The organism is Streptomyces macrosporus (assembly GCF_039533145.1).
Lineage (GTDB): Bacteria > Actinomycetota > Actinomycetes > Streptomycetales > Streptomycetaceae > Streptomyces > Streptomyces macrosporus.
Window position 1 is genome coordinate 138,786 of sequence record NZ_BAAASZ010000023.1, and the last position, 26,061, is coordinate 164,846.

The window sequence follows — 26,061 nt, forward strand, 5'->3', positions numbered from 1 at the left end:
ATGCGGATCAGGGGACCGCGCCGGGTCTTCTCCCAGGTGCTGCTGGCGCAACTGGCGATCGTCACCGGGGTCACCGCGCTCGCGACCGGGCTGTTCCTCGCGCTGTTCAGCGACGAACTCGACGAGCAGGCGATGCGCCGCGCCCTGGCCATCGCCCGGACCACCGCCGCGGAACCCCGCTTCGCCGAGGGGGTGAGGACGACCCCGCCCTCCCCCGACGGCCCGGTCCAGGCGGCCGCCGAGCGGATCCGCCGCGCCTCCGGCGCCGCGTACGTGGTGATCATGGACCGGCGCGGGGTGCGCTGGTCCCACCCCGAACCCGACCGGGTGGGGCGGCGCGTGTCGACCGACCCCAGCACCGCGCTCGCGGGCCGCGACGTCATGGAGATCGACGTGGGCACGCTCGGCCGCTCCGCCCGCGGCAAGGTCCCCCTGCGCGACGACGAGGGCCGGATCGTCGGCGCCGTGTCCGTGGGCATCGCGTACGACAACGTGCGCGACGGGCTCCTGTACGCCGTGCCGGTCCTGCTGGCGTACGCGAGCGGCGCCCTGACCCTCGGGGCGGTGGCCGCCTACCTCGTCGCCCGGCGCCTGCGGAGCCGCACCCACGACCTGTCCTTCTCCGACATTTCCGCGCTCCTCACCGAACGCGAGGCGATGTTGCACGGCATCCGCGAGGGCGTCGTGGCGCTGGACGGCCGCGGGCGCGTCCGGCTGGTCAACGACGAGGCGCAGCGGCTGCTGGACCTGCGGGCCGAGGACATCGGACGACCGCTGGAGGAGGTCCTCCCGCCCGGCCGTACGCGCGACGTGCTGGCCGGCCGGGTCACCGGCTCCGACCTGCTGGCCGTCAGCGGCGGGCGGGTGCTCGTGGCCAACCGGATGCCGACCGGCGACGGCGGCGCCGTCGCCACCCTCCGCGACCGCACCGAGCTGGAGCTCCTGAGCCGCGAACTGGACGGCACCCGCGGCCTGATCGACGCCCTGCGGGCCCAGGACCACGAGCACGCCAACCGACTCCACGCCCTCCTGGGGCTGCTGGAGTTGGGGATGCACCAGGAGGCGGTGGAGTTCCTCGGCGAGGCCGTCGGCGTGCGCCGCACGACCGCCGAGCAGGTGGCCGAGCGGATCCACGACCCGCTGCTGTACGCCCTGCTGGTCGGCAAGGCGACGGTCGCGGCGGAGCGCGGGGTGACCCTGCGGGTCGCCCCCGACACGCTGCTGCCGAACCGCCTGGTGGACCCGCGGGACCTGGTGACCGTCGTGGGCAACCTGGTCGACAACGCGCTGGACGCGGCCTCCGGGTCGCGGGAGGCCCGGGTCGAGGTGGCGCTGCGCGCGGAAGGACGCACGGTGGTGCTCCGCGTGTCCGACACCGGTCCCGGGGTCCCGGCCGAGCTGCGGGAGGTGATCTTCACCGAGGGCTGGACGCTGAAGGATTCCCCCGCGCACCGGCCCCGCGGCATCGGCCTGGCCCTGGTGCGCCGCCTCGCCGAGCGGTACGGGGGCGGCGCCACGGTGGGGGACCGGGACGGCGGGGGAGCGGTGTTCACGGTCGTCCTGCCGGACGCGCTGACCGACCCCGGCGACGGGTCCGCGCCCGGCGACGGGCGGTGACCGGCGGCCTCCGCCGCGCGGGGCCCGGACGAGCCCGCCGTGAGGACGCGTGAGGACGCCGAGGGGCCCGGCACCGCGCGGTGCCGGGCCCCTCGGGCGGCGTCCCTCGCGAGTCCCTCCCGCGGGTCCTCGCGGGAGGCGGGACGGCTCGGAAGTCGTCGCCGGAACCGCCTCAGAAGTCGCCGCCGAAACCGCCCCCGAAGTCGCCGCCTCCGAAGTCGCCGCCGCCGAAGCCACCGCCGAAGTCGTCGCCTCCGGAGGAGCCGTCCTCGCCGTACCCCCATCCGGGACCGTAGCCGTAGCCCCAGCCGCCCAGACTGCTGCCGAGGACCGTCCCGAACAGCAGGCCCGGCAGCAGCATCGAGCCGTAGCCGCCGAAGTAACCGCCCATCCACGGCCCGTAGGCCGGGCCCGCGTCCCAGTACGGCACCCGCTCGCCGGTCGCCGTGGGCACGGTCCGCACGGCCGGGTCCAGTCCGTCCTCGATCCGGGTGGCGTCGGCCGCGCAGACCGGCACCTCGCGGGGGCTGCCGCCCGGAGGGGACCACTCCACGTCCCGCACGGACGGTCCGTGCCGGGGGTCGAAGAAGCACGGCGGCCGCCGCTGGGGCAGCTCCCGCCCCTCGCGCCGGGCGTCCAGCACGGCCAGGGCGAACCTGCCCTCCTCCAACGCCTCGGTCACCGCCTGGACGTCCTGGGGACGCCGGGCCGCCGCGGAGGCGTCCTTGGCCTTCTCGTACGCGTCCAGCGCCCGCTGGTAGTCGTCGAGCATCTCCGGGGTGACGTCGGGGTCGGAGGGGGAGAAGTCCAACCGGTCCAGGGCCTCGCCGTAGGACGTGATGTCCTCCTGGACCGCCGCCCGCACCTGCTCCAGCTCGGCCTGTTCCTCCTGCCGCTGTCGTGCGCGCGAGCGTCGCACCAGGAACAGGCCGCCGAGCGCGAAGACGGCCAGGACGATCAGGAAGCCCACCAGCACGCCGCCGCCGGACTCGCCGCTCCGGTCCTGGCCGCGGTCGCCGCCGTCGCCGCCGCGCGCGGCCGACTGCACGTCGGTGACGAAGCCGCTGAGGACGGCGGAGGGTCGGTCGGAGTGCTCACGGAGGTTCTGCTCGGCGAGGGAGGAGGCCGTCGAGCCGCTCAGGACCGAGGAGTCGGACGCCGCGCCGAAGCGCGAACCCAGCGCGACGGCGTACACGCCGGGACGGTCGACCTCGGAGCGCAGCCGGTCGAAGACGGCGTCGTCGCCGTAGGAGGGGTCGTCGGGCAGGACGGCGACGTAGATCGGCACGTCGCCGGCCCGGATCTGCTCGGTGAGGCGTGCGGCCTCGGAGTCGGAGAGCTTGTCCGACGCGGCGGGATCGACGTAGACGGGGTCGTCCCGCAGGGCGGCGGCGACCTTGTCGAGGTCGGTGGCCGCCCGGGCGCTGCCCACCGGGCCGACGAGCACGGCGGCGACGGCGAGCAGGACAACCCACAGCAGACCCGCCCGCCGTCCTCGGAGTATGGGAGAGATGGGGCGGTTTGTCCTCATGCTGCTCGGCTACCCAGCGGTCGCCCCGGCACCCCGGAAAGTTCCTTCGACGCGCCCGCGGGCAGGAGGGGTGCCCCCGAGGGCGAGAGCCGGAGGGGGTGATTTAATATTGAAGAAGGTGGATGCCGAAGGTCGGACCGCGATCCCCCGGGCTCTTCCCCCGGCCCGCAGGGCGTGATCGCAGCCGCCGACGTTTCGCGGTGCCCGTCGCCGAGAGGCGACCTCCGCCACCGCGTCGCCGCATCCCCGAATCGGCCCCGGTCGAGTTCTCCCCCGTCTCGGCCGGGGCCCCTCTCCTCCGCTCGTCTCCCCGTCGCCCTCCGTCGCGCCGGGCCCCACCGGCCGGCCCGCGACGGACCGGGGATTGTCAGTCCCCTCCGATAGCCTGGAATCAGTCCAGGTCGCGGGCTTGCGGCGCCACGGCAGGCGCCGGGTGCCGCGCCACGCGTCCCCGACGCCTCCCGGTCCGGAGGCGTCCACGCCCACCCCCCTCACGGATCCCCACGGAGGCGCCGTTGACCTCGATAGGAACCGCCCGCCACTTCCAGCCCAAGGGAACCCCCGGAGACGTCTGTCGCGACCACAACCGTGCCGCGCTGGCCACCGTGGTGGCGGCCGAGGCGCGTCGGAGGGGGTACGGGCCGGAGCTGAGCGACGAGCAGATCGACGAGTGCGCCGCGCTCGCCGGCCGCACCACCCCGTCCGAGACGTCCCGCGCGGCGATCCGCGCCGCGCTGCGTCCGCCGCTCACCGCCGACGACGCCCCCGAGACCGTGGCGGCGGCCGTCTTCGACTCGCTGCCCTCGCACCCGGTGCGCGTGATCGGGCGGGACGGCCGGGAATTCTTCCTGGTCCCACTCCCGGCCACCGCCTGACTCATGCGATCGCGGTACGCCGCGGCCCGGAGGTCACTCCGGCCGGTGCTGCGGCGTACCGAGCCCTCTCCAGTCCAGGGCCTCCCTGGTCTCACGCTGTATTCGCTCGGCCACCTCACGCGTCTCCGCGAGGACGTCGCCGCGCTCCTCGACCAGGCTTCCGTAGATCGGGGGATGGTCGGGCCTGGTGGCGGTGGTCGTCACGGTGAGGATCCTTCCTGTCGTGTCCGCTCTGTCGCGGACCGTGTCCCGGGCGGCGCGACACGCCGCGCCTCGATCGTTTCACGTGCCGTTCACACGACCGTCCCTCCCCGGCGTTCGCGAGAGGGACGGAACGGCGCGCGGATACCCAGTACAGGGCGGATCATGCTCGCCGCCATGAACACGGTCACGTTGTGACGCTGGTAACGATGAGTTTCGGACGGCCGGCCGGTCACCACGGGCGAACGCAGCCGACGGCGCCGCCCGACCGCGCGCCGTGCGGACGCGCGCCACGCGACCGCGACGAGGAGACAGAGGAGAGGCCGGAGATGACCGCCATGCTCGATCTCGAACCGCCGGCTCGGCGAATGGCCCAGGTGGTGGGGGACATCGCCGACGATCAGCTGGCGGCCCCGACGCCGTGCGAGGGCACCACGGTGGGCGACCTGCTGCACCACGTCCTCGGCCTGAGCATCGCCTTCCGGGACGCCGCCAGGAAGGAGCTGGGGCCGACGACGCGGGTCGACCCCACCTCCTCCCGGCCCTCCGCGGCGCTCCTGCCGACCGACTGGCGCGCACGCGTCCCGCGCCTGCTGGACGAACTCGTCGCCGCCTGGCGCGAACCCGGGGCCTGGGAGGGCACCACCCAGGCCGGCGGCGTCACCCTGCCGGCCGAGGTGGCGGGCCGGGTGGCCCTGAACGAACTCGTCCTCCACGGCTGGGACCTGGCCCGTGCCACCGGCCAGGAGTACACCTGCGACGAGGCGAGCCTGCGGGCGTCGATCGACCTCCTGTCCCGGACGACCGACGAGGCCGACCGGGCGGGGACGTTCGGCCCCGTCGTGGAGGTCCCGCCCGACGCTCCGCTCCTGCACCGCGCCGTCGGCCTCGGCGGACGGCGGCCCTCCTGGTCGCCCGGTCCCGTCCCGGGGTGACCGGCCCGAGCCGGAGGTTGGCGGGAAGTGGCGGTGACCGTGATCTTCCGTGGTAAGGACGCCGGTCCGGGGCCGCACGCCGGTGTCCGGCGCACCGCTGCTCCCCGGCGCGCGCCCGGGCCGGTGGGGCGGCCCGGGCGCGCGCCGGGGGCGGATCACCGTGGGGGCGTGCGGGTGCGGGCTCCCGGGTCAGCAGCCCACGCGGGAGCCGGAGACGGCCACGTCGTCGAACCACAGCGTGTCGGTCTCCCCGCCGTAGCTCTCCCAGCCCAGCCTCAGGTCCGTGGGCGAGGGCCGCCAGCCGGCCCTGCGCAGCCACTGGCCGTCGATGTCGTGGGTGGGCGTTCCGTCGACGGCCAGGCCCTGGACGGATGCGCCGTTCACCCAGGTCTCCAGACGCCCGGAGGGGCCGTCGATCCGGAACTCCACACAGGTCCAGGCGCCGACCGGCAGCGGCCTGCTCATCGACACGCCGTTGGGGCTCTGCTCGGGCAGGGTCGCGTCGTCGGACTCGCGGTTCCACTGGAGGGCGCCGTTCTGACCCCCCATCCGCAGGTCCTTGTTGTTGTCGGCGGAGTCGCGCAGGGCCGCGAACGTGACGTGGGCGGCGGGCAGCGGGGTGGTGTGCCGCACGTAGAAGCGGGTCCAGAAGGGGGCGGAGGTGTTCACGCCGGTCAGGGGGGTGCCGGCGAAGACGTGGTTGCAGTAGCCGCCCCCGCCGTCGATCCGCAGGGACTTGCCGCCGCTGTGCGCCACCGAGGAGTCCACGCTCGCGGTGCCGGTGCCGGAGCAGTTCGGGGCCCCGGCGGTCCAACGGCCGGAGGGGCGGGTGCCGGTCTGGGACTCGAAGTCGTCGCAGAAGCCGTCCGTCCCGGTCGTCGGACAGCCCGCCGCGGCGGGTGCCTTCGGGGGCTCGGCGGCCGTCGGCTCCCCGGCCGGGCCCACCAGGGTCAGGACCAGTGCGGCGGCGGCCGGGACGGTCAGGAGTCCGCGGCGGGCGCGGGGGCGTGGTGTGGGGGGCATGTGACTCTCCTTGTGAGGGTGCCGCCGCGGGTCCTGCCGCCGCGGTGGCACGCGGTGGTTCGGCCGTCCGCGGGTGGGGCGGTCGCGGTGTGCCGGAGGTGCGGTGCGGTCGAGCGGGCCTCCCCGGGCCGGTCCCGGCGATCGCCGCGGGACGGGAGGGGGAGGGGGACGCCGAAGGAGCCGCGTCGACTCCTCGACGGGGCAGTGGGAGCGCTCCCATTCGACTGTAGCGGCCGTGCGACCGCCTGAGAACCCCGCGCCGGGGCCGTGCGCGGGCGGATGAACGGACCGGGGCGCCGCGCCGTATCCCCTCTCGGACGCGCACCCTCGCGCGGTGCGCGCCGTCCGTGCCGCCGCCCCCACCGTGAGGACGATCGATGACAGAGCGAAGCAGTCTTCCCCTGCGGGCCCTCCCGGGCGGGAGGGCCGAACTCCGCGTGGTGCTCCACCTGGACTGGCAGGACCTCGCGGTCCTCGGTCAGGAGGCCGGCCGACTGGCCGGCAGGCTCCAGCGCGCCGTCACCCTCGACGAGGCCGTCAGCCACCGGCTGAGCGCGAGGGAAGCCTCTCCGGCCGCCTCTCCCGCGGGGGAGGGACCGGTCGCGCCCGCCGCGGACCCCGCGCCCGCTCCGGCCCCCGCGGCGGCGGACCGTCCGGCCGCCGAGTCGGGCCGCCACGCGGCGGGACGGCGGGACGAGGGGTCCGGCTCCGTCGCGCAGGCGCAGGCCGGGGTCGCGACGATCGCCCTGCCGGACCGCTCCGAGAGGGCCGCGCAGCCCGAGAAGCGCCCCGCCGACACCCACCGGACCCTGGAGCGCATCTCCCTGGCGTCGTCGGCGGCGCCGTCCGGCGGAAGCCCCGGGGCGGAGTCCGCGACCGTGCCCGCGACCGAGTCCGCGCGAGCCGCCGGGACCGCCGGCTGACCCGGCGTCCGGCCGGGACGCGGTTCCCGCGCCGGCTCAGGAGGCCACGCCCACCACCTGCCCGACCGTCGTCGGATCGTTCAGCGCCGCCAGCATCGCGTGGGCCAGATCGGCCCGCGCGATGGCGTGACGCCGTGGCACGGCACCGCCCAGCGCCCGCTCGTACCGTCCGGTGAGGGGCTTGTCGAGCAGCCGCGGCGGACGCATCACCGTCCACTCGGCCGAGCTGTCGCGGATGGCCTTCTCCATCTCGGCCAGGTCCTCGTACAGCGCGCCCAGGGCCCGCCGCAGCACCGCGTAGACCAGACGCCCGGACAGGCTGTCGCCCTCCGGCGTCGGACCCACGGGCGCGGCGCTGACCACCACCAGACGCCGTACGCCGCCGGCCTCCATGGCGGCCAGCGCCGCGCGGGTTCCCCGGGACGCCACCCGGTGGGTCCTGGCCTGCTCGTTGTTGCCCGCGCCGAGAGCGGAGAGCACCGCGTCCCGGCCCGCCACCGCCGGGCGCAGCGCCTCGGCGTCGGTGACGTCGGCGGTGACCACCTCGAGAGCCGCGGACGGTCCGGGCGTCACCGTCAGCCGCGCCGGATCGCGCACCACCGCCGTCACGTGGTGCCCGGCGTCCAGCGCCTGGCGTACGAGCTGTCGACCGGTGCCCCCTGTGGCGCCCAGAACTGTGAGCCGCATGCGTCCCTCCCATGTTGGTGAGCATTCACTCACCGCTAGGGTGAGTGAATGCTCACCCCAGTGTCAACGCGGAACCGGATCCTCGACGCGGCCGAACGGCTGATGCGCACCATCGGGCTCGCCCACACCACCACCAAGGAGATCGCCCGCGCAGCGGGCTGCTCGGAGGCGGCGCTCTACAAGTACTTCGCGAGCAAGGAGGAGTTGTTCGTCCACGTGCTGGAGGAGCGACTGCCCCGCCTGGGCCCCCTGCTGCGGGAGTTGGAGGCCGATCCGGGGGAGCGGAGCGTCGAGGAGAACCTCGCCGAGATCGCCCGGCGCGCCGCGCTGTTCTACGAGTCCAGCTTCCCGATCGCCGCGTCCCTGTACGCCGACCCCCGGTTGCTGAAGCGCCACCACGCCATGATGCGCGAGCTGGGCACCGGTCCCCGCAAGCCCCTCTCGGCGCTCTCGGCGTATCTGCGGGCCGAGCGCGACGCGGGCCGCGTCCGGCCCGACGCCGACACCGACGCGGCGGCGGCCCTTCTGCTGGGGGCCTGCGCGCAGCGCGCCTTCCTCTACGACTTTCCGGGGGGCGAGCGCCCCGAGCAGCCGGTGGAGGAGTTCGCGGCGGCCCTGGCCCGTACCGTCCTGGCCGGCATCGGCGCCTGACGTTCCGACCGGCCACGCCGGCCGAGGCGCCGGGCCGCCGCACGGCGTCCCCGAGGAGGTTCGGCCGGTCCGCCGGGCCCGGGGTTCGAGGTCTCAGGCGGTCCCGGTCAGGCCCTCGCGCTGGAGGATGCCCCGGGCCTGGTCGGCGAGCCCGCCGCGCACGATGACGTCGTAGCGGGCGGCGGCCAGGGACTGGACGGAGGAGAAGTCACGGCGTCCCCCGGTCGCCGCGTGGCCGACGAAGCCGAAGATCGCTCCCCACAGCGCGCCGATGAGGACGCCGCCGAGGATCAGCCCGAGCCAGGCGGGGCCGGTGGTGAACAGGCCCACCAACAGGCCGATGAACAGGCCGAACCAGGCGCCGCTGGCAGCGCCGAGACCGGCCGCGCGGCCCTTGGTCATCCGCCCGGTGACGCGCTCGACCAGACGCAGGTCGGACCCGACGATGTCGATGTGCTCCACGGGGAACTTCTCGTCGGAGAGCCGGTCGACCGCGGCCTGGGCCTCGGGGTAGGCGGAGAAGCTGGCCACCGTGTTCCAGGCGTCGCTGATCGGGTTCGGGGGGTTCGGATCGATATTGGCCATATCGCGTGCTCCTTCCGTGCATGCGCGCTACTGCCCGCCTGCCCGGCGGATGCGGCTTTATGAGCGGAAGGGGACGGAGACGGCCCCGTGGGGCCGGTGCCGCAACGGCCCGGCCCCGGCGGGCCCCGGAACGTCCCCGGCACGCTCAGGCGGTGAGGAGGACCCCGGCGTAGGACACCCCCGCGACGACCACCCAGGCCCCGGCTCCGAGCAGGGCCGGACGGGCGCCCGAGCGGGCGAGGGAGGGGAGGTGGACGGCGGTGCCCAGGCCCACGAGGGCGGTGGCCAGGACGATTTCCCTGACGGTCGCGGCGGCGTCGAGCACACCGGGCGGGAGCAGACCGGCGGTGCGCACGGCGACCGCCGCCAGGAACCCGGCCACGAACAGCGGAACCAGCGGCGGGCGCCGCCCGGCGCCACCCGTGGTCCGGCCCCCCTCCCGCCGTCCAAGCCCTCCGCCTCGCCGGGCCGCCACCGCCACCGCGGCGACCAGCGGCGCCAGCAGCAGCACCCGCATCAGCTTCACCACGACCGCCTCGCGCAGCGCGACCGGTCCGGCGGTCTGCGCGGTCGCCACCACCTGCCCCACGTCGTGCACCCCGGCCCCGACCCAGCGGCCGAAACCGGAGGCGTCCAGACCGAGCGGATGGTGCAGCAGCGGCAGGACGGCGATGGCCAGCGTGCCGCACAGGGTCACCAGCGCGACGGAGACGGCCGTGTCCCGCTCGTCGCTGCCGCGCGCCTCCCCGACGGCGCCGATCGCGGAGGCGCCGCAGATCGCGTAGCCCGCGGCGACCAGCAGCGGCTGATCGCCGGGCAGTCCGAGCCGGCGCCCCAGCCACAGCGTGCCGCAGAAGGTCGCCGTCACCACCGCCAGGACCATGCCGACGGTCGCCCAGCCCAGTCCCAACACGTCGCCCAGGCCCAGCTCCAGCCCCAGCAGGACCACCCCCACCCGCATCAGCCGCCTCCCCGCCAGGGTCAGGCCCGGACGGCCGGCACCCGCCACGAGGCGTCCCACGCGCGGCAGGTGCGCAGCGGCGACGCCCAGGGCGACCGCCACGGTCAGCACCGGGACGCCCGGCAGCAGCAGGTGGACGGCCCAGGCCGCGGCGGTGCCGCACCCGGCGAGCGCGAGCCCGGGCAGCGCGGCGGGCACCGGCCGCCCGCCGGGGACGGATCCGCGGCGGGGGCCGCTCCCGCCGCCCACGCGACCGCCGACCGCCGTCGGGCCGTTCCCGGCGCGCCGTTCCGGACGCGCCCCGAGCAGCGCCATCAGCGGTCGGCCGGCAGGTCGTAGACCCGGCGGACGCTGCTGCCCAGGCGGGAGACGTCCGCGCCGTAGACGTGGAGGGAGACGGCCGTGCGCGAGCCGCCGTTCCACACCCGGTGGATGTCCCCGGGCGGCGCGAAACCGCACACCGAGCCCTGCCGGTTCACCACGTCCTCGGCGGCGACCAGCCGGGCTCGCCCGCCCGGTTCCGCGGCGGGCAGCAGCCGGTAGCGGCGCTCGTGCTCCTCGCCCTCGTGGACCCCGGTGACGCACCAGGAGACGTGGTCGTGGACGGAGGTGCTCTGCCCCGGCAGCCAGACCAGGGCGACGATCGAGAAGCCGCCGTCGGCCTCGGCGTGCAGCAGGTGCTGGCGGTAGCGCCCGGGGTCGCCCTCGCGGTGCTCGTCGGCGAGCAGGTCCGCGGCGCCCAGGTGGGGCGCCAGCCGCTCGCCGACCAGGTACGCGGTGAGGTCCGGCGGCAGCCCCCGTCCCACGACCTCGCGGATCTCCTCGACGAGGCGGGCGAGACGGCCGGTCGTCCGCGGGCCGGTGGCGGGGGCGATGGAGGAGGGGGTCACAGCAGCCATGGGGGCAGCCTGACGCCGCCGTTCCATCACGTCCAACGACGGTTCGTTCGCCAACCCCTGAATTCCGCTTATGGATCGGTGCGGGCGAGGGAGCGGGGACGGAACGGTCGGCGGCCGTCCTCAGCAGCCGACCCGGTTCGCGGCCACCGCCTTCAGCTCCTCCAGCACCAGCGCGGTGGCCGGTATCCGCAGGTGCTCGCGGAGCGCGTACGCGGAGACCTGCCGCCGCGCCGCCGGCTCCAGGGGCCGTCCGGTCACCTTCCGGTGCACCAGGAAGGACAGCACCAGCCCCGGCATCATGGCGATGCCGAGCCCCTCGGCCACCAGGCTCTGCACCATGAGGTTGTCGTCGGTGGTGAAGACGATGTCCGGAGCGAAGCCCAGCTCCGCGCACTCGTGCAGGAAGTTGGTGCGGCACCGCAGGCACCCGGCGATCCAGCGCTCGTCCGTCAGTTCCGCGAGACGGACCGCCCGCCGCCGCGCCATGGGGTGCCCGGCCGGCATCAGCACGGTGAGCTGGTCCTCCAGGAGCGGGACCTCCACCAACTCCTCGGGCACCTGCTCGCGCAACCCGGGATAGGTGAAGGCCAGGGCGATGTCGCACTCACCGCGCACCACGCGGTCCAGCGACTCGGGCGGCTCGCTCTCCTGCAACTCCACCCGCACGCCGGGGTGGTCGGCGGCCAGCCGCGCCAGCGCCTCCGGCACCAGCGTGGCCCCGGCGCTGGGGAACGCGCACACCCGCACCCGTCCCGCGCGCAGCCTGGTGAGCGCCGCCATCTGCTGCCGGGCGGCGGCCATGCTGTCCAGGATCACGGCGGCGTGCCGGGACAGCGCCTCGCCCGCCTCGGTGAGCCGCATCCGCCGTCCGACCCGCAGGAACAGCGGCGTGCCCACGGCCCGCTCCAGCGCCTTCATCTGCTGGGTGATGGCCGGTTGCGTGTAGCCCAGGGCCCGCGCCGCCGCCGAGTACGAACCGGTACGGACCACCTCGTGGAAGGTCCGTATGTGCCGCGAATCGAACATGGCGGAACGATAAACGGAAGTTGGGGAACACCGAGGGGTCGTTTCCGGTCCTCCGGTGTCCCGGTGTCCCGGTGTCCCGGTGTCCCGGCGTCCCGGCGGAGCGGGCGGGCCGGAGGGTTCTCAGGGACGTTCGGCGAGCGCGGCCATGGTCCGGCCGATCAGCCCCGGCGCGTCCGCGTCCCGGGCGCCCTCCATCAGCCAGGCGCCGAGCCGCACGGAGTTCTCCACGACCATGCGCACGCGCGGCACGCGCCGGTCCCGGTAGCGGGTCAGCAGCGCGTCGTCCCAGGCGTCGTGGGTGGTGAGCAGTTCCGCCAGGACGAGCGCGTCCTCCAGGGACATCGCCGCGCCCTGGGCGAGGGTGGGCGGGCAGGCGTGGGCGGCGTCCCCGACGAGGACGACCCGGCCGCGGTGCCACGGCCCCTCGACCAGGAGGCGGTGGAACCAGGTGTAGTTGACCTGGGAGGAGTCCGTGATGGAGTCGCGGATCTCCGTCCAGTGGCCGCCGTAGCCCGCGGCCAGGCGGCGCATCTCCTCGGCGTGGGACTCCGGGGGGACGGCGGCCCGGTCGCGGGCCGGTTCGACGAGGTAGGCGTAGAGGGAGTCCTCGCCGGTGGGGCAGTAGCCGGCGATGTAGGCGGGACCGCCGTAGGCCAGGTCGGTGCGCTCCACGCCCGCCGGGCGCGGGGCGGTCACGCGCCAGATGCCCATGCCGGTGGGCTCGGGTTCGTCGGGGACGCCGATCGCCGCGCGGGTGGCGGAGTTCAGGCCGTCGGCGGCCACCACCAGGTCGTACCGGCCCGAGGTGCCGTCGGTGAGGCGGACGTCGACCCCGTCCCCGTCCTGCTCCAGGGACTCGACGGAGCAGCCCAGCCGGACGCGGGCACCGGAGGCGCGCACCGCCTCGATCAGGACGCGCTGGAGTTCGGGACGCCGCATGCCCAGGGTGGCGGGCAGGTCGTCGCCGCCGGTGCGGAGGTCCTCGGCGACGTGCAGCACCGTGCCGTCCGGGGCGATCATCCCCAGGGCGTCGAAGCCGAAGCCCCTCTCCCGTATCCGCTCCCACACCCCCACCTCGCGCAGCACCCGCAGCGCGTTGCCCTGGAGGGTGATCCCGGAGCCGTGGACGTTCCAGTCCGAGGAGACCTCGACGAGGTCGACCTCGACGCCGGCGCGGCGCAGCAGGACGGCGAGCGAGTTTCCGGAGGTGCCGCCTCCGACGATGAGGACGCTTCGGGCCGAGGACATGGCTTCCTTTCCGGGGTGTCCCGGGGGCTCCCGGGACTCTCCGAACGATCCGGTGTGGGCGGGGTGGTGGCGCGGGGTCAGGCCGAGGGCGCGCCGACCGGCGCGGCCTGGGACATCAGGAGGTCGATCAGGGCCAGCAGCAGATCCCGGCCCACCTCCTGCCTCCGGACGTCCCCCATCAGCAGCGGGACGCCCGGGTCGAGGTCGAGGGCGTCGCGGACCTCCTCCACGGTCCGCTCGCAGCGGCCGTGGAAGCAGTTGACCCCCACCACGAAGGGAATGCCCCGGCTCTCGAAGAAGTCGATGGAGGCGAAGCTGACCTCCAACCGCCGGGTGTCGACCAGGACGACCGCGCCCAGGGCGCCGTTGACCAGGTCGTTCCACATGAACCAGAAGCGCTCCTGGCCCGGGGTGCCGAAGAGGTAGACCACCAGCTCGGGATTGATGGTGATCCGGCCGAAGTCGAGGGCCACGGTGGTGGTGGACTTCGACGCCAGCCCACCGGTGTCGTCGACCCCCACGCTGGCCTCGGTCAGGTACTCCTCGGTGCGCAGCGGCTCCACCTCGCTGACCGCGCCGACCATGGTGGTCTTCCCCACCCCGAAGCCGCCGGCGATCAGGATCTTGACGGCCACCGGGCCCGTCGTGCCGTCAGAGTCTCTGGAGCCCATCCCTCACCGCCTGCAGAAGTTCCACGTTCAATCCCCCACGTTGTTCGGCCGCCAGCGGCGGACGGATCGTCACCCTGCCGAGCGACACCAGGTCGCCGATCAGGATCTTCGTCACGGACACGGGCAGGTCCAGCTCCGCGGCGATCTCCGCCACGGCGGCCGGCGTGCGGCACTGCTCCAGAATGGCCCGGTGCTCCGGCTCCAGTCGCCGTGCGGCGGCCCGGCCGTCCTCGGGCTCGACCGTCGTCACCACCGTGATCAGGGTGAGGTCGTCGCGCTGGGGAGCGGTGCGACCGCGGGTGATGGTGTACGGCCGGACCAGCGAGTCCTCGGCGTCATCGGACTCCAGGTGGTCCGTCCAGTGGCTCACCCACGTCCACCCCCGTCCGTGGCCGAGGCGCCGGTCCGGGGCTCGGTGCCCAGCTTCTGGCCGACCTGCTGGACGAGGGTGTGCATGGCGACGGCCATCACCTCGGCGTCCACGTCCTGGGAGGCCACGACGGCCAGGTGGGTGCCCCTCCCCGCGGCCGTGACGAACAGCCACAGATGGGCCAGCTCCACGATGACCTGCTGCACCGGACCGCCGTCGAACAGCTCGTCGACCCCGCGGGCGAGGCTCTGCTGGGCGGTGGCCACGGCGGCCAGACGCTCGGCGTCGGTGCGCTCGATCGTGCCGGACTGACTGACGACCAGCCCGTCGTCGGACAGGACGATGGCGTGCCGGGTCCCCGGCACCTGCTCGACCAGACCGTCCAGCAGCCAGTCCAGGTCTTGGTTGGTGGCGGTGGTTCGCTGTGTCATGTTCGGTCTTCCGTAGAGGGTCGGCTGTGGCCCGGCGTGCTGCCGCCGGTCGGGGGAGTGGCGTCGGAAGCGGCCTGTCGTTGCCGGGCGATGCGGGACTGTCGCTGGAAGGCACCGATGGTCGCGCCGGAACGCGTGGGCTCCTGACGCAGGGTGAGCGTGTCCTCGTCGGACGCCCCGGCGTCGGACCGCCGGACGGGCTTCCTCAGCTCGGGGGCGAGGCTGGCCTGACGGACCCGCTTGGGCAGCGGCGCGGACGCGTCCGCGCCGTCGGGGTGCCCGCCCGCCGCCTCCTCTCCGCCGCCGGGGGAGACCGCGCCGTCGTGCGCGGCCTCGGTGGACCCCGTCCCGGCCCGTCCGGCGGGAGCCGACGACCGCCCGACGGGTGAGGGGACGACCGAGGACATCGCCCGGCCACGGGACCGGACGGGCAGCGCCGTGCGGGACTCCCCGCCGGACGCGGTCGGGGTCTCGCGGTTCTCCGGGCCCTCGCCGTTCCCACGGCCCGCGTGGTCCTCGCGCGCGCCGGCCCGGCCGCGCGTACGGGTCTCCTTCCGGGGCTCGTCGGCCGGGTCGGGGGCGTCCGCGACCAGCTCCGCGGGGATGCGCACGACCGCCCGGGTGCCGCCGAACACGGACGGCCGGAACTCCACCCCCAGGCCCAGCCCGGAGGCGAGCCGGGCGACCACGTACATGCCCAGGCGGGCGTCGTCGGCGCGGGAGAGCATGTCCATCTGGGGCGGTTCGGCGACGAACCGGTTGAGCTCCTCGTACATCTCGGGCTCCATGCCCAGGCCGCGGTCCTCGATCTCCACGACCAGGTCCCGCCCGATCCTGCCGGCCCGCACCTCGACGGGGGTCGGCGGTTTGGAGAACGCGGCGGCGTTCTCCATCAGCTCGGCCAGTACGTGCACCACCGGGCCCACGGCGCGGCCGATCACCCAGTGCCGGCCGTCGACCTCGATCTGGATGCGGCGGTAGTCCTGCACCTCGCCCAGCGCGGCGCGGAGCACGTCCAGCATCTTGACGGGCTTGCGCCAGCGCCGCTGCGGCTGGCCGCCGCCGAGGATGACGAGGTTCTCCTCGTAGCGGCGCAGACGGGCCGTCAGGTGGTCGAGGTCGAACAGGCCCTCCAGCACCTCCGGGTCCTCGTGGCGGCGCTCCATCTCGTCGAGCTTCTTCATCTGGAGGCCGATGAGCAACTGGGTGCGGCGGGCGATGCGCTGGAGCAGGCGCTCGAAGCCGCGGTGCTGCTCGGTCTCCCGCACGGCGGTCTCGACGGCGCTGCGGCGCGCCAGGTCGAGCGCCTGGCCGAGCCGGCCCAACTCGTCGTTGCCGTGGCCGATCTCGCGCACCTCGGCGTCGACGTCCACGGTCTCGCCGCGGCGCAGGCGTTCGACGACCTCGGGCAGCTTGGTCACCAGTTCCCGGGCCTCCTCGCGCAGGGAGGAGATCCGCCGCCGCAGGACGGTGGCGATCCACACGTTGAGCGCGACGACCAACAGGACCGCGCCCAGGCCGATGGCGCCGAGGGTGATCAGCCGGCCCAGCAGGGCGTCGAGCGTGGCCTGGCCGACCTGGTGGATGTCGATGGTGCGGCTGGTGATCAGCTTCTGGAAGTACGGGTCGAGGGTGTCGACGGTCTGCCGCCACTCCTTCTCCACCCGGGGCAGGGGGACGCCGGAGCTGCCGTCGTGGGCGTGGGCGCCCAGCAGGGCCCGCTCCACGTCGTCCTTGGTCTGCCAGGCGCGGCTGGTGACCATCTCGCGGTAGAGCGCGCGGTCCTCGGGGGGCAGGTGGGGCTCGATCCTGCTCTCCAGCATGACCTGCTGGGCGCCGATCCACTCGGTGAGGGAGTCGTGTTCGCCCTCGGTGAGCCGTAGCGTTCTCCAGCCCCGGGCGAGCATGGCGTCCTGGCGGGCGAGCATCTCCTTGGCCCAGAACAGGTCGATCAGGGTTCTGGCCCGGGCCGTGACCTCGCTGTTCTCCGAGCGGCTCAGCGTCTCGAAGAGCCGCAGGTCGACGGCGATCAGCTCGGTGAAGTAGCGGAACGCCTGCGTCTGGGTGGCGGTCCCGCCGTCGACGGCCTCGCGGATGTCGTCGATCCGCCGCATGTCGTCGCGCGCGAGGGCGACGACCTCCCGCAACTCCTCGGGCGCGCCGGGGGCGTCGATGTCGGAGAGGGAGAGGAAGGCGTCCAGGGCCTCGTCGGTCCGGGCGCGCTGTTCCCTCAGGGCGGCGCGGGAGGCGTCGTCGGGGCGGGCCAGCAGCTGGGCGCTGAGCCGCCGCTCCTCCTGGAGGTTGAAGTAGAGCTTGTTGGACGGGGTGCCGGCCTGGGCGGCGAGCGCCTTCTCGTCCTTCTGCGTACGCCAGTCCCGCCCGAGTTCCACGGTACTGGCCGCCCAGAGGGTGATCAGGGCGAGGCTGGGGATGACGGCCAGGATGAGCAGGGCCGTTCGGAACGAGCCAAGTTTGAGCGAGCGGCTCGTCGTACGTTCCTGTCGTCGTCCGGGCACACGTGTGCGCAGCGCCATCTCTCCCCAGCAGTGGATCACGGTGGTGGGTCGCCGCTGGTGAGGGCGGCGTGAAGGATGGTGGCGATGTTAGTCATATGGTCTGGCGAAAGAAAACAGGCGGGGGGTCCGATTCGCCCCCTGTCGCCTCCCCCCGACGACACCCCTGACGCGGCGTCACCAGGCGTGTTCTCTCGGTCTTCCGACGGCGTGACAGCCGGCGCCCGGCAAAGTGGTTGGCAGTTGGACAACTGGTGCGGGTGGTGACCGTACGGTGGAAACCCGCCGGGATGCGCCTCTCGGAGGCGACTGATTTCGGCCATGATGGAGCGCGGGGGAGGGCGTGCGCCCCCAGGTGGGAATCCGGCGACCGCGGTGCCCCGGGCTCCGGTGCCGAGTCGGTCTTCCCGTCCGCGAATCGCCGTTCGCGCCCGGCGGACCGGGAGAAGGAGACGGCCGGTGCGGGCCCGCGGGGACACGTGTCCCCGCGGGCCCGCACCGGCCGTACGACGGCGTCAGCGACCGCGCAGCCGCTCGATCTCGCGCCGCTCCCGCTTGGTCGGCCGTCCGGCGCCGCGCTCGCGCCGGGCGACCGGGGCGACGTACTCGGGCGGCGGCGGGGGCGGACTGTTGTCGACGAAGCACTCCGCCGCGATCGCCGCGCCGACCCGCTTGCGCACCAGGCGCTTGACGACGACGATCCTCTCCCGGCCGAGGTGGCGCAGTCGCACCTCGTCGCCGGGGCGCACCGGCTGGGCCGGCTTCGCTCGTTCCCCGTTGACGCGGACATGGCCGCCGCGACAGGCGGCGGCGGCCGCCGAACGTGTCTTGGTGAGCCGGACGGACCAGATCCAGCTGTCGATCCGCACGCTCCCCTCGTCTGAAGCCATACCCCCGACTCTAGAGGAGGGGCGTTCCGGGTGGCGGGCGCGCGGGCCGGACGGCCGAGCGCCGGGAGGTGCTTCACCCTTCGCCCCGGCAACGGCGGACCGGGCGGGGGCGGCGGGCCGAGGGCGACGGCGTGAAAAACCGGAGCGCGGGGTCTTGACGTGCGGCTCGGACGGAGGGAAGGTCGGGCACGGAACTGGGAGCGCTCCCACCAGACCGTCGGGCCGGTCCGCGGGGGCGTCTCCGCCGAGCCGCTCACGTCAGGAGCCGATTCACGTGCACGGACGCGGAACAGGGGTGCCCGTGGCGGCCGAAACCGCCGCCATCGCCGGGCGCGGGCCGTGGATCGACGAGGTCGCCCAGGGCGTCGGCCACCGGAAGCCGCCGCCCGTCCTCGGCCCCGACTGCCCGTCCGGAGACTCGCCGCGCCTGGAGTCCCGGTCGGGAACACCCGGTTCGCCGGCGCGATGAGGGCGCGCCGGCGAACCGGTTCCACGTCCGGCCCCGGTGTCTCCTCCGCCGGGGCCGGACGGCCGTCTCGAACCGTGCCGAGCCGTCCCGTGCCGAGCCGTCCCGCGCCGTTCGGAGCCGTGCGCGGCGGCCGTGCGGACCGGCCCGGACGGCCGTGGGCCGGGGCGCCCCGGCGGTTTTTCGCCCCCGGGCCCGGGTACCGGGGCCTGGTCAGCGAAGAAGGGACCGACGAAGGGACGAGGAACCATGCGGTACGACACCTTCCTCGGACAGGTCCAGGCCCGTGCCCGACTGAGCGACCCCGGCGCCGCCGAGACCGCCACCCGCGCCAGCCTGGAGACCCTCGCGGAACGCGTCCCGGCGACGGTGGCGGAGAAACTGGCCGCCCAACTCCCACGCGAGGTGGGTGAGCACCTGCGCAGGGTGGCGCAGGCGCCGGACGAACCCAACACCGGCACGCGGATGAGCACCCAGGAGTTCTTCGACCGCGTCGCGCGCCGCGCCTCCACCGACAGGCCCAAGGCCGTCCACGAGGCCCGGTGCGTGATCGAGGTCGTCGACGAGGCCACCGGCGGAACGTGCTCGGCGAAGATCCGCCCCACTCTGGACGAGGAACTCGCCCGGATGCTTTTCTCCGGCAGCTCGGGGCACGCGTGATCCCGGACGGTGCCCGTCACCGTCCCGGTGGTCCGGCCGAGGCCGGAGCGCCCGTACGACGACCCCGGAGACGGTGACCGTGTTCGTCTTCTTCTCCAACCGGGCCGGGTGTCTCGGCTCGCTGCTCCTCAGCCTGGTCGGCACGGCCGTCCTGCTGCTGCTCCTCTACGGCTGCGGACGCGCCTGACGGCGTCCGCAGCAGGCGTCCGAGGCAGACGTCCGCAGCAGGCGTCCGGATCAGGCCTCCGGGCCGGTCGGCAGCGGTTCGCCGCACCGCTCGCAGACGGCGGCGTCCGCCCGCTCGTTCAACCGGCCGCACGCCGGGCAGACCCGGTTCATCAGGCACGGCGCCTCGCCGCCCTCGGACCCCTCCGCGTTCCCGGTCCCCGACCCGATCTCCGCCCCGATCCCGGCCCCGACCTCCACGTTCCCGACGGGCTCCCGCCGCCCGGCGGACGCGAGGCCGCGGACGGTCATGCCCGGCCGCCGACGGTGGACGGTCAGGTAGACCAGCCCCTCCGGGCCCGCCCGCAGCGCCCGCCGCGAGGTGCGCGGCAGCCACACCAGGGCCTTGGGCGCGAGCGCCGTCCGCCCGCCCGCGCCGTCCTCGATCTCCCCGCCGCCGTCGACCACGAGCAGCAGGACGTCCAGGTCGTTCTCGACGTGCTCGCCCACGGACGCCCCCGGAGGAAGGCGCACCAGGTTGGCGTCGAGCTGCCGGCCCGACTCGGCCAGCCGCCACAGGGCGCCGCCCTGCTCCGGGGACGCCCCGGCGACCAGGCCGTCGAGATCGGTCAGGACACGAGGGGTCTCGGGAGACACCGGCACCTCCAGGACGTGTGCGAGCAGTCACGATCCTAGGCGGCGCCCGCACGGCCGCGGGGCGGGCCGAACACCGGGACGTCCGCGCCGGGCCGTCCGCGGCGGGAGCGATCCGGGGACGGCGTCTAGGCTTGGGCCCCGCGATGAGGAACAGACGCGCGGTACCTCCCTCCCCCCTGCCCCAGCGGCACGGGATAGACCCGGTCCGCCTCAGGCTGCCCGCCGCCGGCGCCTGGGCGACCGTCCGGGACCACCTGGTCGACCGGCTGTCGCCCGCGGTGGACCCCGGGCGGGTCGACGCCATGCTGCGCGAGGGCCGGGTCTGGGGCACGGACGGCCCGGTCGCCCCCGGCGCCCCGTACGCGCCGGGCGCGTACCTGTGGTTCCACCGGGAGCTGCTCCCGGAGGTGCCGGTGCCGTACGCCCTGGACGTCCTGCACCGCGACGACGCCCTGGTCGTCGTGGACAAACCGCACTTCCTGGCCACCACCCCGCGCGGCCGGCACGTCACCGAGACCGCCCTGGCGCGGCTCCGCCGGGACCTGGGGCTGCCCACGCTCAGCCCGGCCCACCGGCTGGACCGGCTCACCGCGGGCGTGGTGATGTTCACCGTCCGCCCCGAGCACCGCGCGGCCTACCAGAACCTCTTCCGGGACCGGCGGGTGCGCAAGGAGTACGAGGCCGTGGCGCCGTACGACCCGGAGCTGGAGCTGCCCCGCACGGTGCGCAACCGGATCGTCAAGGAGCGCGGCGTCATCGCCGCGCGGGAGGTGCCCGGGGAGCCCAACAGCGAGAGCCGGATCGAGCTCCTCGAACACCGCGACGGAATCGGCCGCTACCGGCTGGTGCCGCTCACCGGCCGCACCCACCAACTGCGTCTGCACATGAGCGGCCTGGGCGTTCCCATCCTGGGCGACCCGGTCTACCCGACCGTCGTCGAGCGCGCCCCGGACGACTTCCGCCGCCCCCTGCAACTGCTCGCCCGGACACTGGAGTTCACCGACCCGCTCACCGGCCGCGCCCGCCGGTTCGAGAGCCGCCGCACCCTGGCGGCCTGGACCTCCCACCGGGAGTGGGCCGGGGAGGAGCCGGCCGGGGACGCCCCGCCGGCGCGGTGAGCCCGCCGCCTCACCCGTCCGGTCGGCCCACGGCCCGGCGCAGGTGGCGTGCGGTGGCCGAGACCGCGTCCGGGACCCGCAGCAGCTCCTCGGGAGTCCCCTGGAAGATCACCCGCCCGCCGTGGCGCCCCGGCCCCGGTCCCAGGTCGACGATCCAGTCCGCCCGGGCGATCACCTCCAGGTTGTGCTCGATGACGACGACCGTGCCGCCGGCCTCGACGAGCCGGTCGAACAGGGCGAGCAGACCGGCCACGTCCGAGGGGTGGAGACCGGTGGTGGGCTCGTCGAAGACGTAGGTGCGGTCGGGCCGGTCGAGCGCGTCGGCCAGCCTCAGCCGCTGCCGCTCCCCGCCCGAGAGGGTGTTCAGCGGCTGGCCCAGCGGCAGGTACCCCAGCCCGACGTCCACCAGCCGCCGCAGCACCCCGCCGACGCGGGGCTCGGGGAAGACCTCCACGGCCTCCCGCGCGCTGAGCTCGAACACGTCGGCGATGGCGAGTCCGCGGCAGCGGTACCGCAGCGCCTCGTCGGTGAACCGACGGCCCCGGCACTCCTCGCACAGGCTCACCATCGGGTCCATGAAGGCCAGGTCCGTGTAGATCGTCCCCAGGCCGTCGCACCGCCCGCACGCGCCCTCGGAGTTGGGGCTGAACAGCGAGGCGCTCACGCCGTTCTCGGCGGCGAACAGGGCGCGGATCGGGTCCAGGACGCCGGTGTAGGTGGCCGGGCTGGAGCGGCGGGAGGCGCGGATCGGGCTCTGGTCCACCAGGACGGCGTCCGGACACACCCCGGGCAGGAAGCCGTGCACCAGCGTGCTCTTGCCCGACCCGGCGACCCCGGTCACCACCGTCAGCACGCCGTGGGGGAAGTCCGCGTCCACGCCCCGCAGGTTGTTCCGGACGGCACCGCGGATCTCCGCGAAACCCTTCGGCTCGCGGGGCGCGGCCCCGAGCCGGAGCCGGTTCCCCAGGCACCGGCCGGTGAGGGTGCCGGAGGCGGCCAGCCCGGCCACGTCGCCCTGGTGGACGACCTCGCCGCCGTCCTCGCCGGCTCCGGGACCCATGTCGACGACGTGGTCGGCGGCGGCGATCACGTCCGGGTCGTGCTCGACGACCACGACGGTGTTCCCCTTGTCCCGCAGCTCGCGCAGCATGTCGACGAGCCGGTCCACGTCCGCCGGGTGCAGGCCGACGCTGGGCTCGTCCAGGATGTACGTCATGTCGGTCAGGGCGCTGCCCAGGTGGCGGACCATCCTCACCCGCTGGGACTCCCCGCCGGACAGCGTCGAGGTGGGCCGGTCCAGGGTGAGGTAGCCCAGCCCGATCGCGACCAGCCGCTCCACCTGGGCGAGCAGCGAGGCGACCACCGGCGCGCCGTCGGACACCTCCAGACCGCGCAGGAACTCCGCCAGCTCCTCGGCCTCCATCGCCGCGCACTCGGCGATGGTGCGTCCGCCCAGCCGGCAGGAGAGGGCCCTGGGGGAGAGCCGGGCGCCGTCGCACGTCGGGCAGACCCGCTCGGTGACCACCCGCTCGAACGCCTCCCGGGTGCGCCCCTTGAGCGACGCGGCGTCCTTGGGCAGCCAGATCCGGGTGAAGCGCTCCAGCAGCCCCTCGTACTTCGTCGGCACCGTCCCGCCCTGGCCGGTCAGGCGCACGGTCGCGTCGGCGCCGTGGAGGAGCGCGTGCCACTCCTCGGGGGTGTAGTCGGCCAGCGGCTTGTCGTTGTCGAACAGTCCGGAGTCGGCGTAGGTGCGCCACATCCACCCGCCGACGTGGAAGGTCGGGAAGCGGATGGCGCCCTCGTTGAGGGAGAGGCGGCGGTCGAGGAGCTCGTCCAGGTCGACGCCGCGCACCGTGCCCAGGCCCGAGCACCCGGGGCACATGCCCTGCGGGTCGTTGAAGGAGAGCGCGTTGGAGGGGCCCACGGCCGGCCGGCCCGCCCGCGACCACAGCAGCCGCATCAGGGCGTGGATGTCGGTGATGGTGCCGACGGTGGAGCGCGCTCCGCCGCTCAGCCGCCTCTGGTCCACCACGATCGCGGCCGACAGGTTCTCGATGGAGTCCACGTCGGGCCGGCCGTAGCGGGGCAGCCGGTTGCGCACGAAGGAGGTGAAGGTCTCGTTGAGCTGCCGCTGCGACTCGGCGGCGACGGTGTCGAACACCAGCGACGACTTGCCCGACCCGGACACGCCGGTGACGACCGTCAGCCGGCGCTTGGGGATCTCGACGGTGACGCCCCTGAGATTGTGCTCGCGGGCTCCGGTGACGCGGATGTGGTCCTGTGCCATGCCGCCGACGCTAGGAGGGGACGCGGTCGGATTCCGGCCGCATTCCCTGGCAGGCTCGGAGGCATGGGCGAGACGACGGGCGGGACGGGCGGACCGAGCGGACGGATGCTGGAGCTGCTCTCCCTGCTCCAGACCGGACGCGCCTGGCCGGGCGCCGAGTTGGTCGCCCGGCTGGGCACCTCGCCGCGCACCCTGCGGCGGGACGTCGACCGCCTGCGGGACCTGGGGTACCCGGTGGTCTCCTCGCCCGGACCGGGCGGCGGCTACCGGCTCGTGGCGGGCCGGGCCATGCCGCCGCTGCTGCTCACCGACGAGGAGGCGGTCGCCGTCGTGGTGGGCCTGCGGCTCGCCGCGTCGGCGCGGACCGAGGACGCCGCCGGCGCGGCGGAGGCCGCCCTGCGCAAGCTGGAGCAGGTCCTCCCCTCCCGGCTGCGCCACCGGATGGAGGCGGTGCTGGCCTCCACCGAGGTCGTCTCCCGGACCGTGCCCTCGCCGGACCTGCGCACCCTCCACCTGCTGGGCGCGGCCGCGCACGCCCGCCAGGACGTGCGGTTCACGTACACCAGCCGGGCGGGCGAGCGCAGCGAGCGCCGGGTCGAGCCCTACCGTCAGGTGCTGCTGGGCAGGCGCTGGTACCTGCTCGGCTGGGACCTGGACCGCCGGGACTGGCGCACCTTCCGCATCGACCGGATCACCGATCCGACCGTGCCGGGCACCACCTTCGCCCCGCGCGAGCTGCCGGCGGACGGCGCGGTGGGCTTCGTCCGGGCGTCCGCCCGACTGCCCATCACCCGGCACCGGGGCGTGGTGCGCTTCGACGCGCCCGTGGAGGTCGTCTCCGAGCGGCTGATGGCGGAGACCGGCTCGCTGGAGGCGCTCGACGAGCGCACCTGCCGGTACGTCACGGCCGCCGACTCCTGGGAGTGGCTCGCCATCACGCTCGCCATGGTCGGGGTGCCCTACACCGTCGAGGGCCCGCCCGAGCTGGTCGAGTACTCCCGTGTCCTCGCCCGGCGGATCGCCCGTGCGGCGGACGGGTGACCCGGGCGCCCATGGCCGTGGAACCGCCGGGTACCCGGGAAGCACGAACGGGGAGCACACCGGCGGAAGGACTGCGGATGAGCCGTGACGGGACGCGAGGGGCCGCGATCTTCGACGTGGACGGCACCCTGGTGGACACCACCTACCTCCACACCGTGGCCTGGTGGGAGGCGCTGCGGCAGTCCGGACGCCGGGTGCCCATGTCCCGGATCCACCGGACGATCGGCATGGGCAGCGACCAACTCCTCAAGCGGTTCCTCGGCGAGGACCACGACCCGGAGGAGGCCGCGTCCGTCAGCGCCGCCCACCGGACCTTGTACGCGGAGTACTGGCCGCGCCTGGCCCCGCTGGACGGCGCCGCCGACCTGCTGCGGGCCTGTGCCGACCGCGGCTGGACGGTCGTGCTGGCCAGCTCGGCGCACGGCGACGAACTGGAGGCGATGCGGCGGGCGGTGGGCGCGGACGAGGCGGTGGCCGCCGCGACCAGCTCCGACGACGTGGAGGCCAGCAAACCGGCGCCCGACCTCGTGACCTCCGCGCTCGCCCACGCGGACGTCCCCCCGGACAGGGCCGTCTTCGTGGGCGACACCGTGTGGGACGTGGCCGCGTGCGAGCGGGCGGGCGTGCCCTGCCTGGGCGTGCTCTCCGGCGGGCTGACCCGGCAGGAGCTGCTGGAGGCGGGCGCCGCGGAGGTGTACGAGAACCCCGCCGATCTGCTCGCCCGCCTCGACGACAGCCCGCTGGGCCGTGCTCCCGGCCGGGACTGAGCCGGGAGCACGGCCCGCGTTCCGACGGCCCGGGCGTCACCCGCCGGACGGAACCCGGCGGTCGGCGGCCAGCCGGTGCCCTTCTCCCGCGGCGGCCCGGAACAGCACCTCGACCAGCTCGTCGGGCGCGGAGAGCATCGGCCAGTGCCCGGTGTCCAGCTCGAAGAACCCGGCGCGGGGCTCGGCGAGCGCCTGGAAGCGCGGGTTCCCCGTCGCCACCAGGGCCTCGACCATGGCGATGGTCGTCCCGCCGCCGGCGGTGCAGAAGATCCCGGACAGCGGCAGTTCGTCGACCGCTCCCGACAGCCCGAGCGGCTGGGTCTGGGTGGCCAGCGGATGGGGCGCGGCGAGGCGGGCCAACCGGGCGAACGCGTCCTCGGACACGCCGACGAGATTGCCCCACCGGCGCCACTCCGCCGGCGACGGCGGGGGAATCCGCCATCCCTCCTCGGCCCGCTCGACCTGGCCCAGCAACCGCTCGCGGGTCTCCTGGTCCGTCATCTCCGCCCTCACCTGGTCGAGCATCGAGTGGCCGTCCTGCGGCAGGGGCGAGTCCAGGTACACGACCCGGGAGACCCGTTCCGGGCGCCGGTCGGCGGCGCCCACGACCGGATAGATGCCGTAGCAGTGGCCGACCAGCACCACCTCCGGCGCGGCCACGTGGTCGATCAGCTGGACCAGGTCCTCGATGTGTGTCTCCAGGTCCGTGTCGGGGCCCGCCAGGTGCCGGCGGTCGCCCAGGCCGGTGAGCGTCGCCGGGTAGGCCTCGGCCCCCGACCGCCACAGCCGGGCGACCACCTCGTCCCACACCCAGCCGCCGGCATGGCCCCCTGCCACCAGAACGAACGCGGTCATGAACGCCT

General features: G+C 74.8%; 26 protein-coding genes. 9 read left to right on the top strand and 17 right to left on the bottom strand.

The window, feature by feature from the left end; genetic code table 11:
- Complete coding sequence (locus tag ABD335_RS16120) at positions 1-1,617, top strand: ATP-binding protein (protein WP_344323380.1); 1,617 nt, start codon at positions 1-3, stop codon at positions 1,615-1,617.
- Between the two features lie 172 nt (positions 1,618-1,789).
- Here ABD335_RS16120 and ABD335_RS16125 read toward each other — a convergent pair whose 3' ends face one another.
- A complete protein-coding gene (locus tag ABD335_RS16125) occupies positions 1,790-3,148 on the bottom strand; it encodes a hypothetical protein (protein ID WP_344323381.1) in 1,359 nt (452 codons plus the stop codon).
- Between the two features lie 515 nt (positions 3,149-3,663).
- Here ABD335_RS16125 and ABD335_RS16130 point away from each other — a divergent pair.
- Positions 3,664-4,023, top strand: a complete 360-nt coding sequence (locus tag ABD335_RS16130; protein WP_344323384.1) for a hypothetical protein — start codon at positions 3,664-3,666, stop codon at positions 4,021-4,023.
- Between the two features lie 33 nt (positions 4,024-4,056).
- On the opposite strand, the gene ABD335_RS16135 is transcribed toward ABD335_RS16130, so the two are convergent.
- Complete coding sequence (locus ABD335_RS16135) at positions 4,057-4,227, bottom strand: hypothetical protein (RefSeq protein WP_344323386.1); 171 nt, start codon at positions 4,225-4,227, stop codon at positions 4,057-4,059.
- Positions 4,228-4,553: 326 nt separating this feature from the next.
- Between ABD335_RS16135 and ABD335_RS16140 the strand changes: the two genes are divergently transcribed.
- The gene (locus ABD335_RS16140; protein ID WP_344323388.1) at positions 4,554-5,159 is read left to right on the top strand and encodes a TIGR03086 family metal-binding protein; all 606 of its coding nucleotides are present in this window, start codon (positions 4,554-4,556) and stop codon (positions 5,157-5,159) included.
- Positions 5,160-5,348: 189 nt separating this feature from the next.
- Here the strand turns inward: ABD335_RS16140 and ABD335_RS16145 are convergent, their stop codons facing one another.
- Entirely contained in the window at positions 5,349-6,182 is an 834-nt protein-coding gene (locus tag ABD335_RS16145; protein ID WP_344323389.1) for a polysaccharide lyase family protein, read from the bottom strand.
- A gap of 377 nt (positions 6,183-6,559) precedes the next feature.
- Here ABD335_RS16145 and ABD335_RS16150 point away from each other — a divergent pair, with 377 nt between their 5' ends.
- A complete protein-coding gene (locus tag ABD335_RS16150) occupies positions 6,560-7,105 on the top strand; it encodes a hypothetical protein (protein ID WP_344323391.1) in 546 nt (181 codons plus the stop codon).
- A gap of 36 nt (positions 7,106-7,141) precedes the next feature.
- Here the strand turns inward: ABD335_RS16150 and ABD335_RS16155 are convergent, their stop codons facing one another.
- On the bottom strand, positions 7,142-7,792 hold the full coding sequence (locus ABD335_RS16155; protein WP_344323394.1) for an NAD(P)-dependent oxidoreductase: 651 nt from the start codon (positions 7,790-7,792) through the stop codon (positions 7,142-7,144).
- A 48-nt stretch (positions 7,793-7,840) separates the two neighbouring features.
- Between ABD335_RS16155 and ABD335_RS16160 the strand changes: the two genes are divergently transcribed.
- The gene (locus ABD335_RS16160; protein ID WP_344323396.1) at positions 7,841-8,443 is read left to right on the top strand and encodes a TetR/AcrR family transcriptional regulator; all 603 of its coding nucleotides are present in this window, start codon (positions 7,841-7,843) and stop codon (positions 8,441-8,443) included.
- 93 nt (positions 8,444-8,536) lie between these two features.
- Here ABD335_RS16160 and ABD335_RS16165 read toward each other — a convergent pair whose 3' ends face one another.
- From ABD335_RS16165 to ABD335_RS16210, 10 genes are all read right to left on the bottom strand, one after another.
- Positions 8,537-9,028: a YflT domain-containing protein gene (locus ABD335_RS16165; protein ID WP_344323398.1), complete on the bottom strand. Its 492-nt coding sequence runs from the start codon at positions 9,026-9,028 to the stop codon at positions 8,537-8,539.
- A 145-nt stretch (positions 9,029-9,173) separates the two neighbouring features.
- Complete coding sequence (locus tag ABD335_RS16170) at positions 9,174-10,304, bottom strand: YeiH family protein (RefSeq protein ID WP_344323400.1); 1,131 nt, start codon at positions 10,302-10,304, stop codon at positions 9,174-9,176.
- On the bottom strand, positions 10,304-10,888 hold the full coding sequence (locus tag ABD335_RS16175; RefSeq protein WP_344323401.1) for a cysteine dioxygenase family protein: 585 nt from the start codon (positions 10,886-10,888) through the stop codon (positions 10,304-10,306). The genes ABD335_RS16170 and ABD335_RS16175 overlap by 1 nt, the downstream gene beginning before the upstream one ends.
- A 120-nt stretch (positions 10,889-11,008) precedes the next feature.
- The gene (locus ABD335_RS16180) at positions 11,009-11,914 is read right to left on the bottom strand and encodes a LysR family transcriptional regulator (protein WP_344323404.1); all 906 of its coding nucleotides are present in this window, start codon (positions 11,912-11,914) and stop codon (positions 11,009-11,011) included.
- 120 nt (positions 11,915-12,034) lie between these two features.
- Complete coding sequence (locus ABD335_RS16185) at positions 12,035-13,162, bottom strand: FAD-dependent oxidoreductase (protein ID WP_344323406.1); 1,128 nt, start codon at positions 13,160-13,162, stop codon at positions 12,035-12,037.
- A gap of 77 nt (positions 13,163-13,239) precedes the next feature.
- Positions 13,240-13,833, bottom strand: coding sequence for a GTP-binding protein (locus ABD335_RS16190; protein WP_344323408.1), 594 nt, complete (start codon positions 13,831-13,833; stop codon positions 13,240-13,242).
- Positions 13,814-14,182, bottom strand: coding sequence for a DUF742 domain-containing protein (locus ABD335_RS16195; RefSeq protein ID WP_425583654.1), 369 nt, complete (start codon positions 14,180-14,182; stop codon positions 13,814-13,816). Before ABD335_RS16195 ends, ABD335_RS16190 begins: the two co-directional genes overlap by 20 nt.
- A gap of 17 nt (positions 14,183-14,199) precedes the next feature.
- Positions 14,200-14,634: a roadblock/LC7 domain-containing protein gene (locus ABD335_RS16200; protein ID WP_344323412.1), complete on the bottom strand. Its 435-nt coding sequence runs from the start codon at positions 14,632-14,634 to the stop codon at positions 14,200-14,202.
- Positions 14,631-17,168: a sensor histidine kinase gene (locus ABD335_RS16205; RefSeq protein ID WP_344323415.1), complete on the bottom strand. Its 2,538-nt coding sequence runs from the start codon at positions 17,166-17,168 to the stop codon at positions 14,631-14,633. Before ABD335_RS16205 ends, ABD335_RS16200 begins: the two co-directional genes overlap by 4 nt.
- A gap of 494 nt (positions 17,169-17,662) precedes the next feature.
- Positions 17,663-18,037 (bottom strand): RNA-binding S4 domain-containing protein, encoded by a 375-nt coding sequence (locus ABD335_RS16210; protein WP_344323416.1) that lies wholly within the window; start codon positions 18,035-18,037, stop codon positions 17,663-17,665.
- Positions 18,038-18,752: 715 nt separating this feature from the next.
- Here ABD335_RS16210 and ABD335_RS16215 point away from each other — a divergent pair.
- Positions 18,753-19,163 carry a DUF2267 domain-containing protein gene (locus tag ABD335_RS16215; RefSeq protein ID WP_344323418.1) on the top strand — a complete coding sequence of 137 codons (411 nt, stop codon included), beginning with the start codon at positions 18,753-18,755 and terminating at the stop codon, positions 19,161-19,163.
- Between the two features lie 237 nt (positions 19,164-19,400).
- On the opposite strand, the gene ABD335_RS16220 is transcribed toward ABD335_RS16215, so the two are convergent.
- Positions 19,401-19,985: a hypothetical protein gene (locus ABD335_RS16220; protein WP_344323420.1), complete on the bottom strand. Its 585-nt coding sequence runs from the start codon at positions 19,983-19,985 to the stop codon at positions 19,401-19,403.
- A gap of 143 nt (positions 19,986-20,128) precedes the next feature.
- Between ABD335_RS16220 and ABD335_RS16225 the strand changes: the two genes are divergently transcribed.
- Positions 20,129-21,103, top strand: a complete 975-nt coding sequence (locus tag ABD335_RS16225; RefSeq protein WP_344323422.1) for an RluA family pseudouridine synthase — start codon at positions 20,129-20,131, stop codon at positions 21,101-21,103.
- 10 nt (positions 21,104-21,113) lie between these two features.
- On the opposite strand, the gene ABD335_RS16230 is transcribed toward ABD335_RS16225, so the two are convergent.
- Positions 21,114-23,390, bottom strand: a complete 2,277-nt coding sequence (locus ABD335_RS16230) for an ATP-binding cassette domain-containing protein (RefSeq protein WP_344323425.1) — start codon at positions 23,388-23,390, stop codon at positions 21,114-21,116.
- Between the two features lie 63 nt (positions 23,391-23,453).
- On the opposite strand from ABD335_RS16230, the gene ABD335_RS16235 reads away from it, so the two are divergent.
- Positions 23,454-24,431: a helix-turn-helix transcriptional regulator gene (locus ABD335_RS16235; RefSeq protein ID WP_344323427.1), complete on the top strand. Its 978-nt coding sequence runs from the start codon at positions 23,454-23,456 to the stop codon at positions 24,429-24,431.
- 77 nt (positions 24,432-24,508) lie between these two features.
- Positions 24,509-25,198 carry an HAD family hydrolase gene (locus tag ABD335_RS16240; RefSeq protein WP_344323429.1) on the top strand — a complete coding sequence of 230 codons (690 nt, stop codon included), beginning with the start codon at positions 24,509-24,511 and terminating at the stop codon, positions 25,196-25,198.
- Between the two features lie 36 nt (positions 25,199-25,234).
- Here the strand turns inward: ABD335_RS16240 and ABD335_RS16245 are convergent, their stop codons facing one another.
- Positions 25,235-26,053 (bottom strand): alpha/beta fold hydrolase, encoded by an 819-nt coding sequence (locus ABD335_RS16245; protein ID WP_344323431.1) that lies wholly within the window; start codon positions 26,051-26,053, stop codon positions 25,235-25,237.
- Between the last annotated feature and the right edge of the window lie 8 nt (positions 26,054-26,061).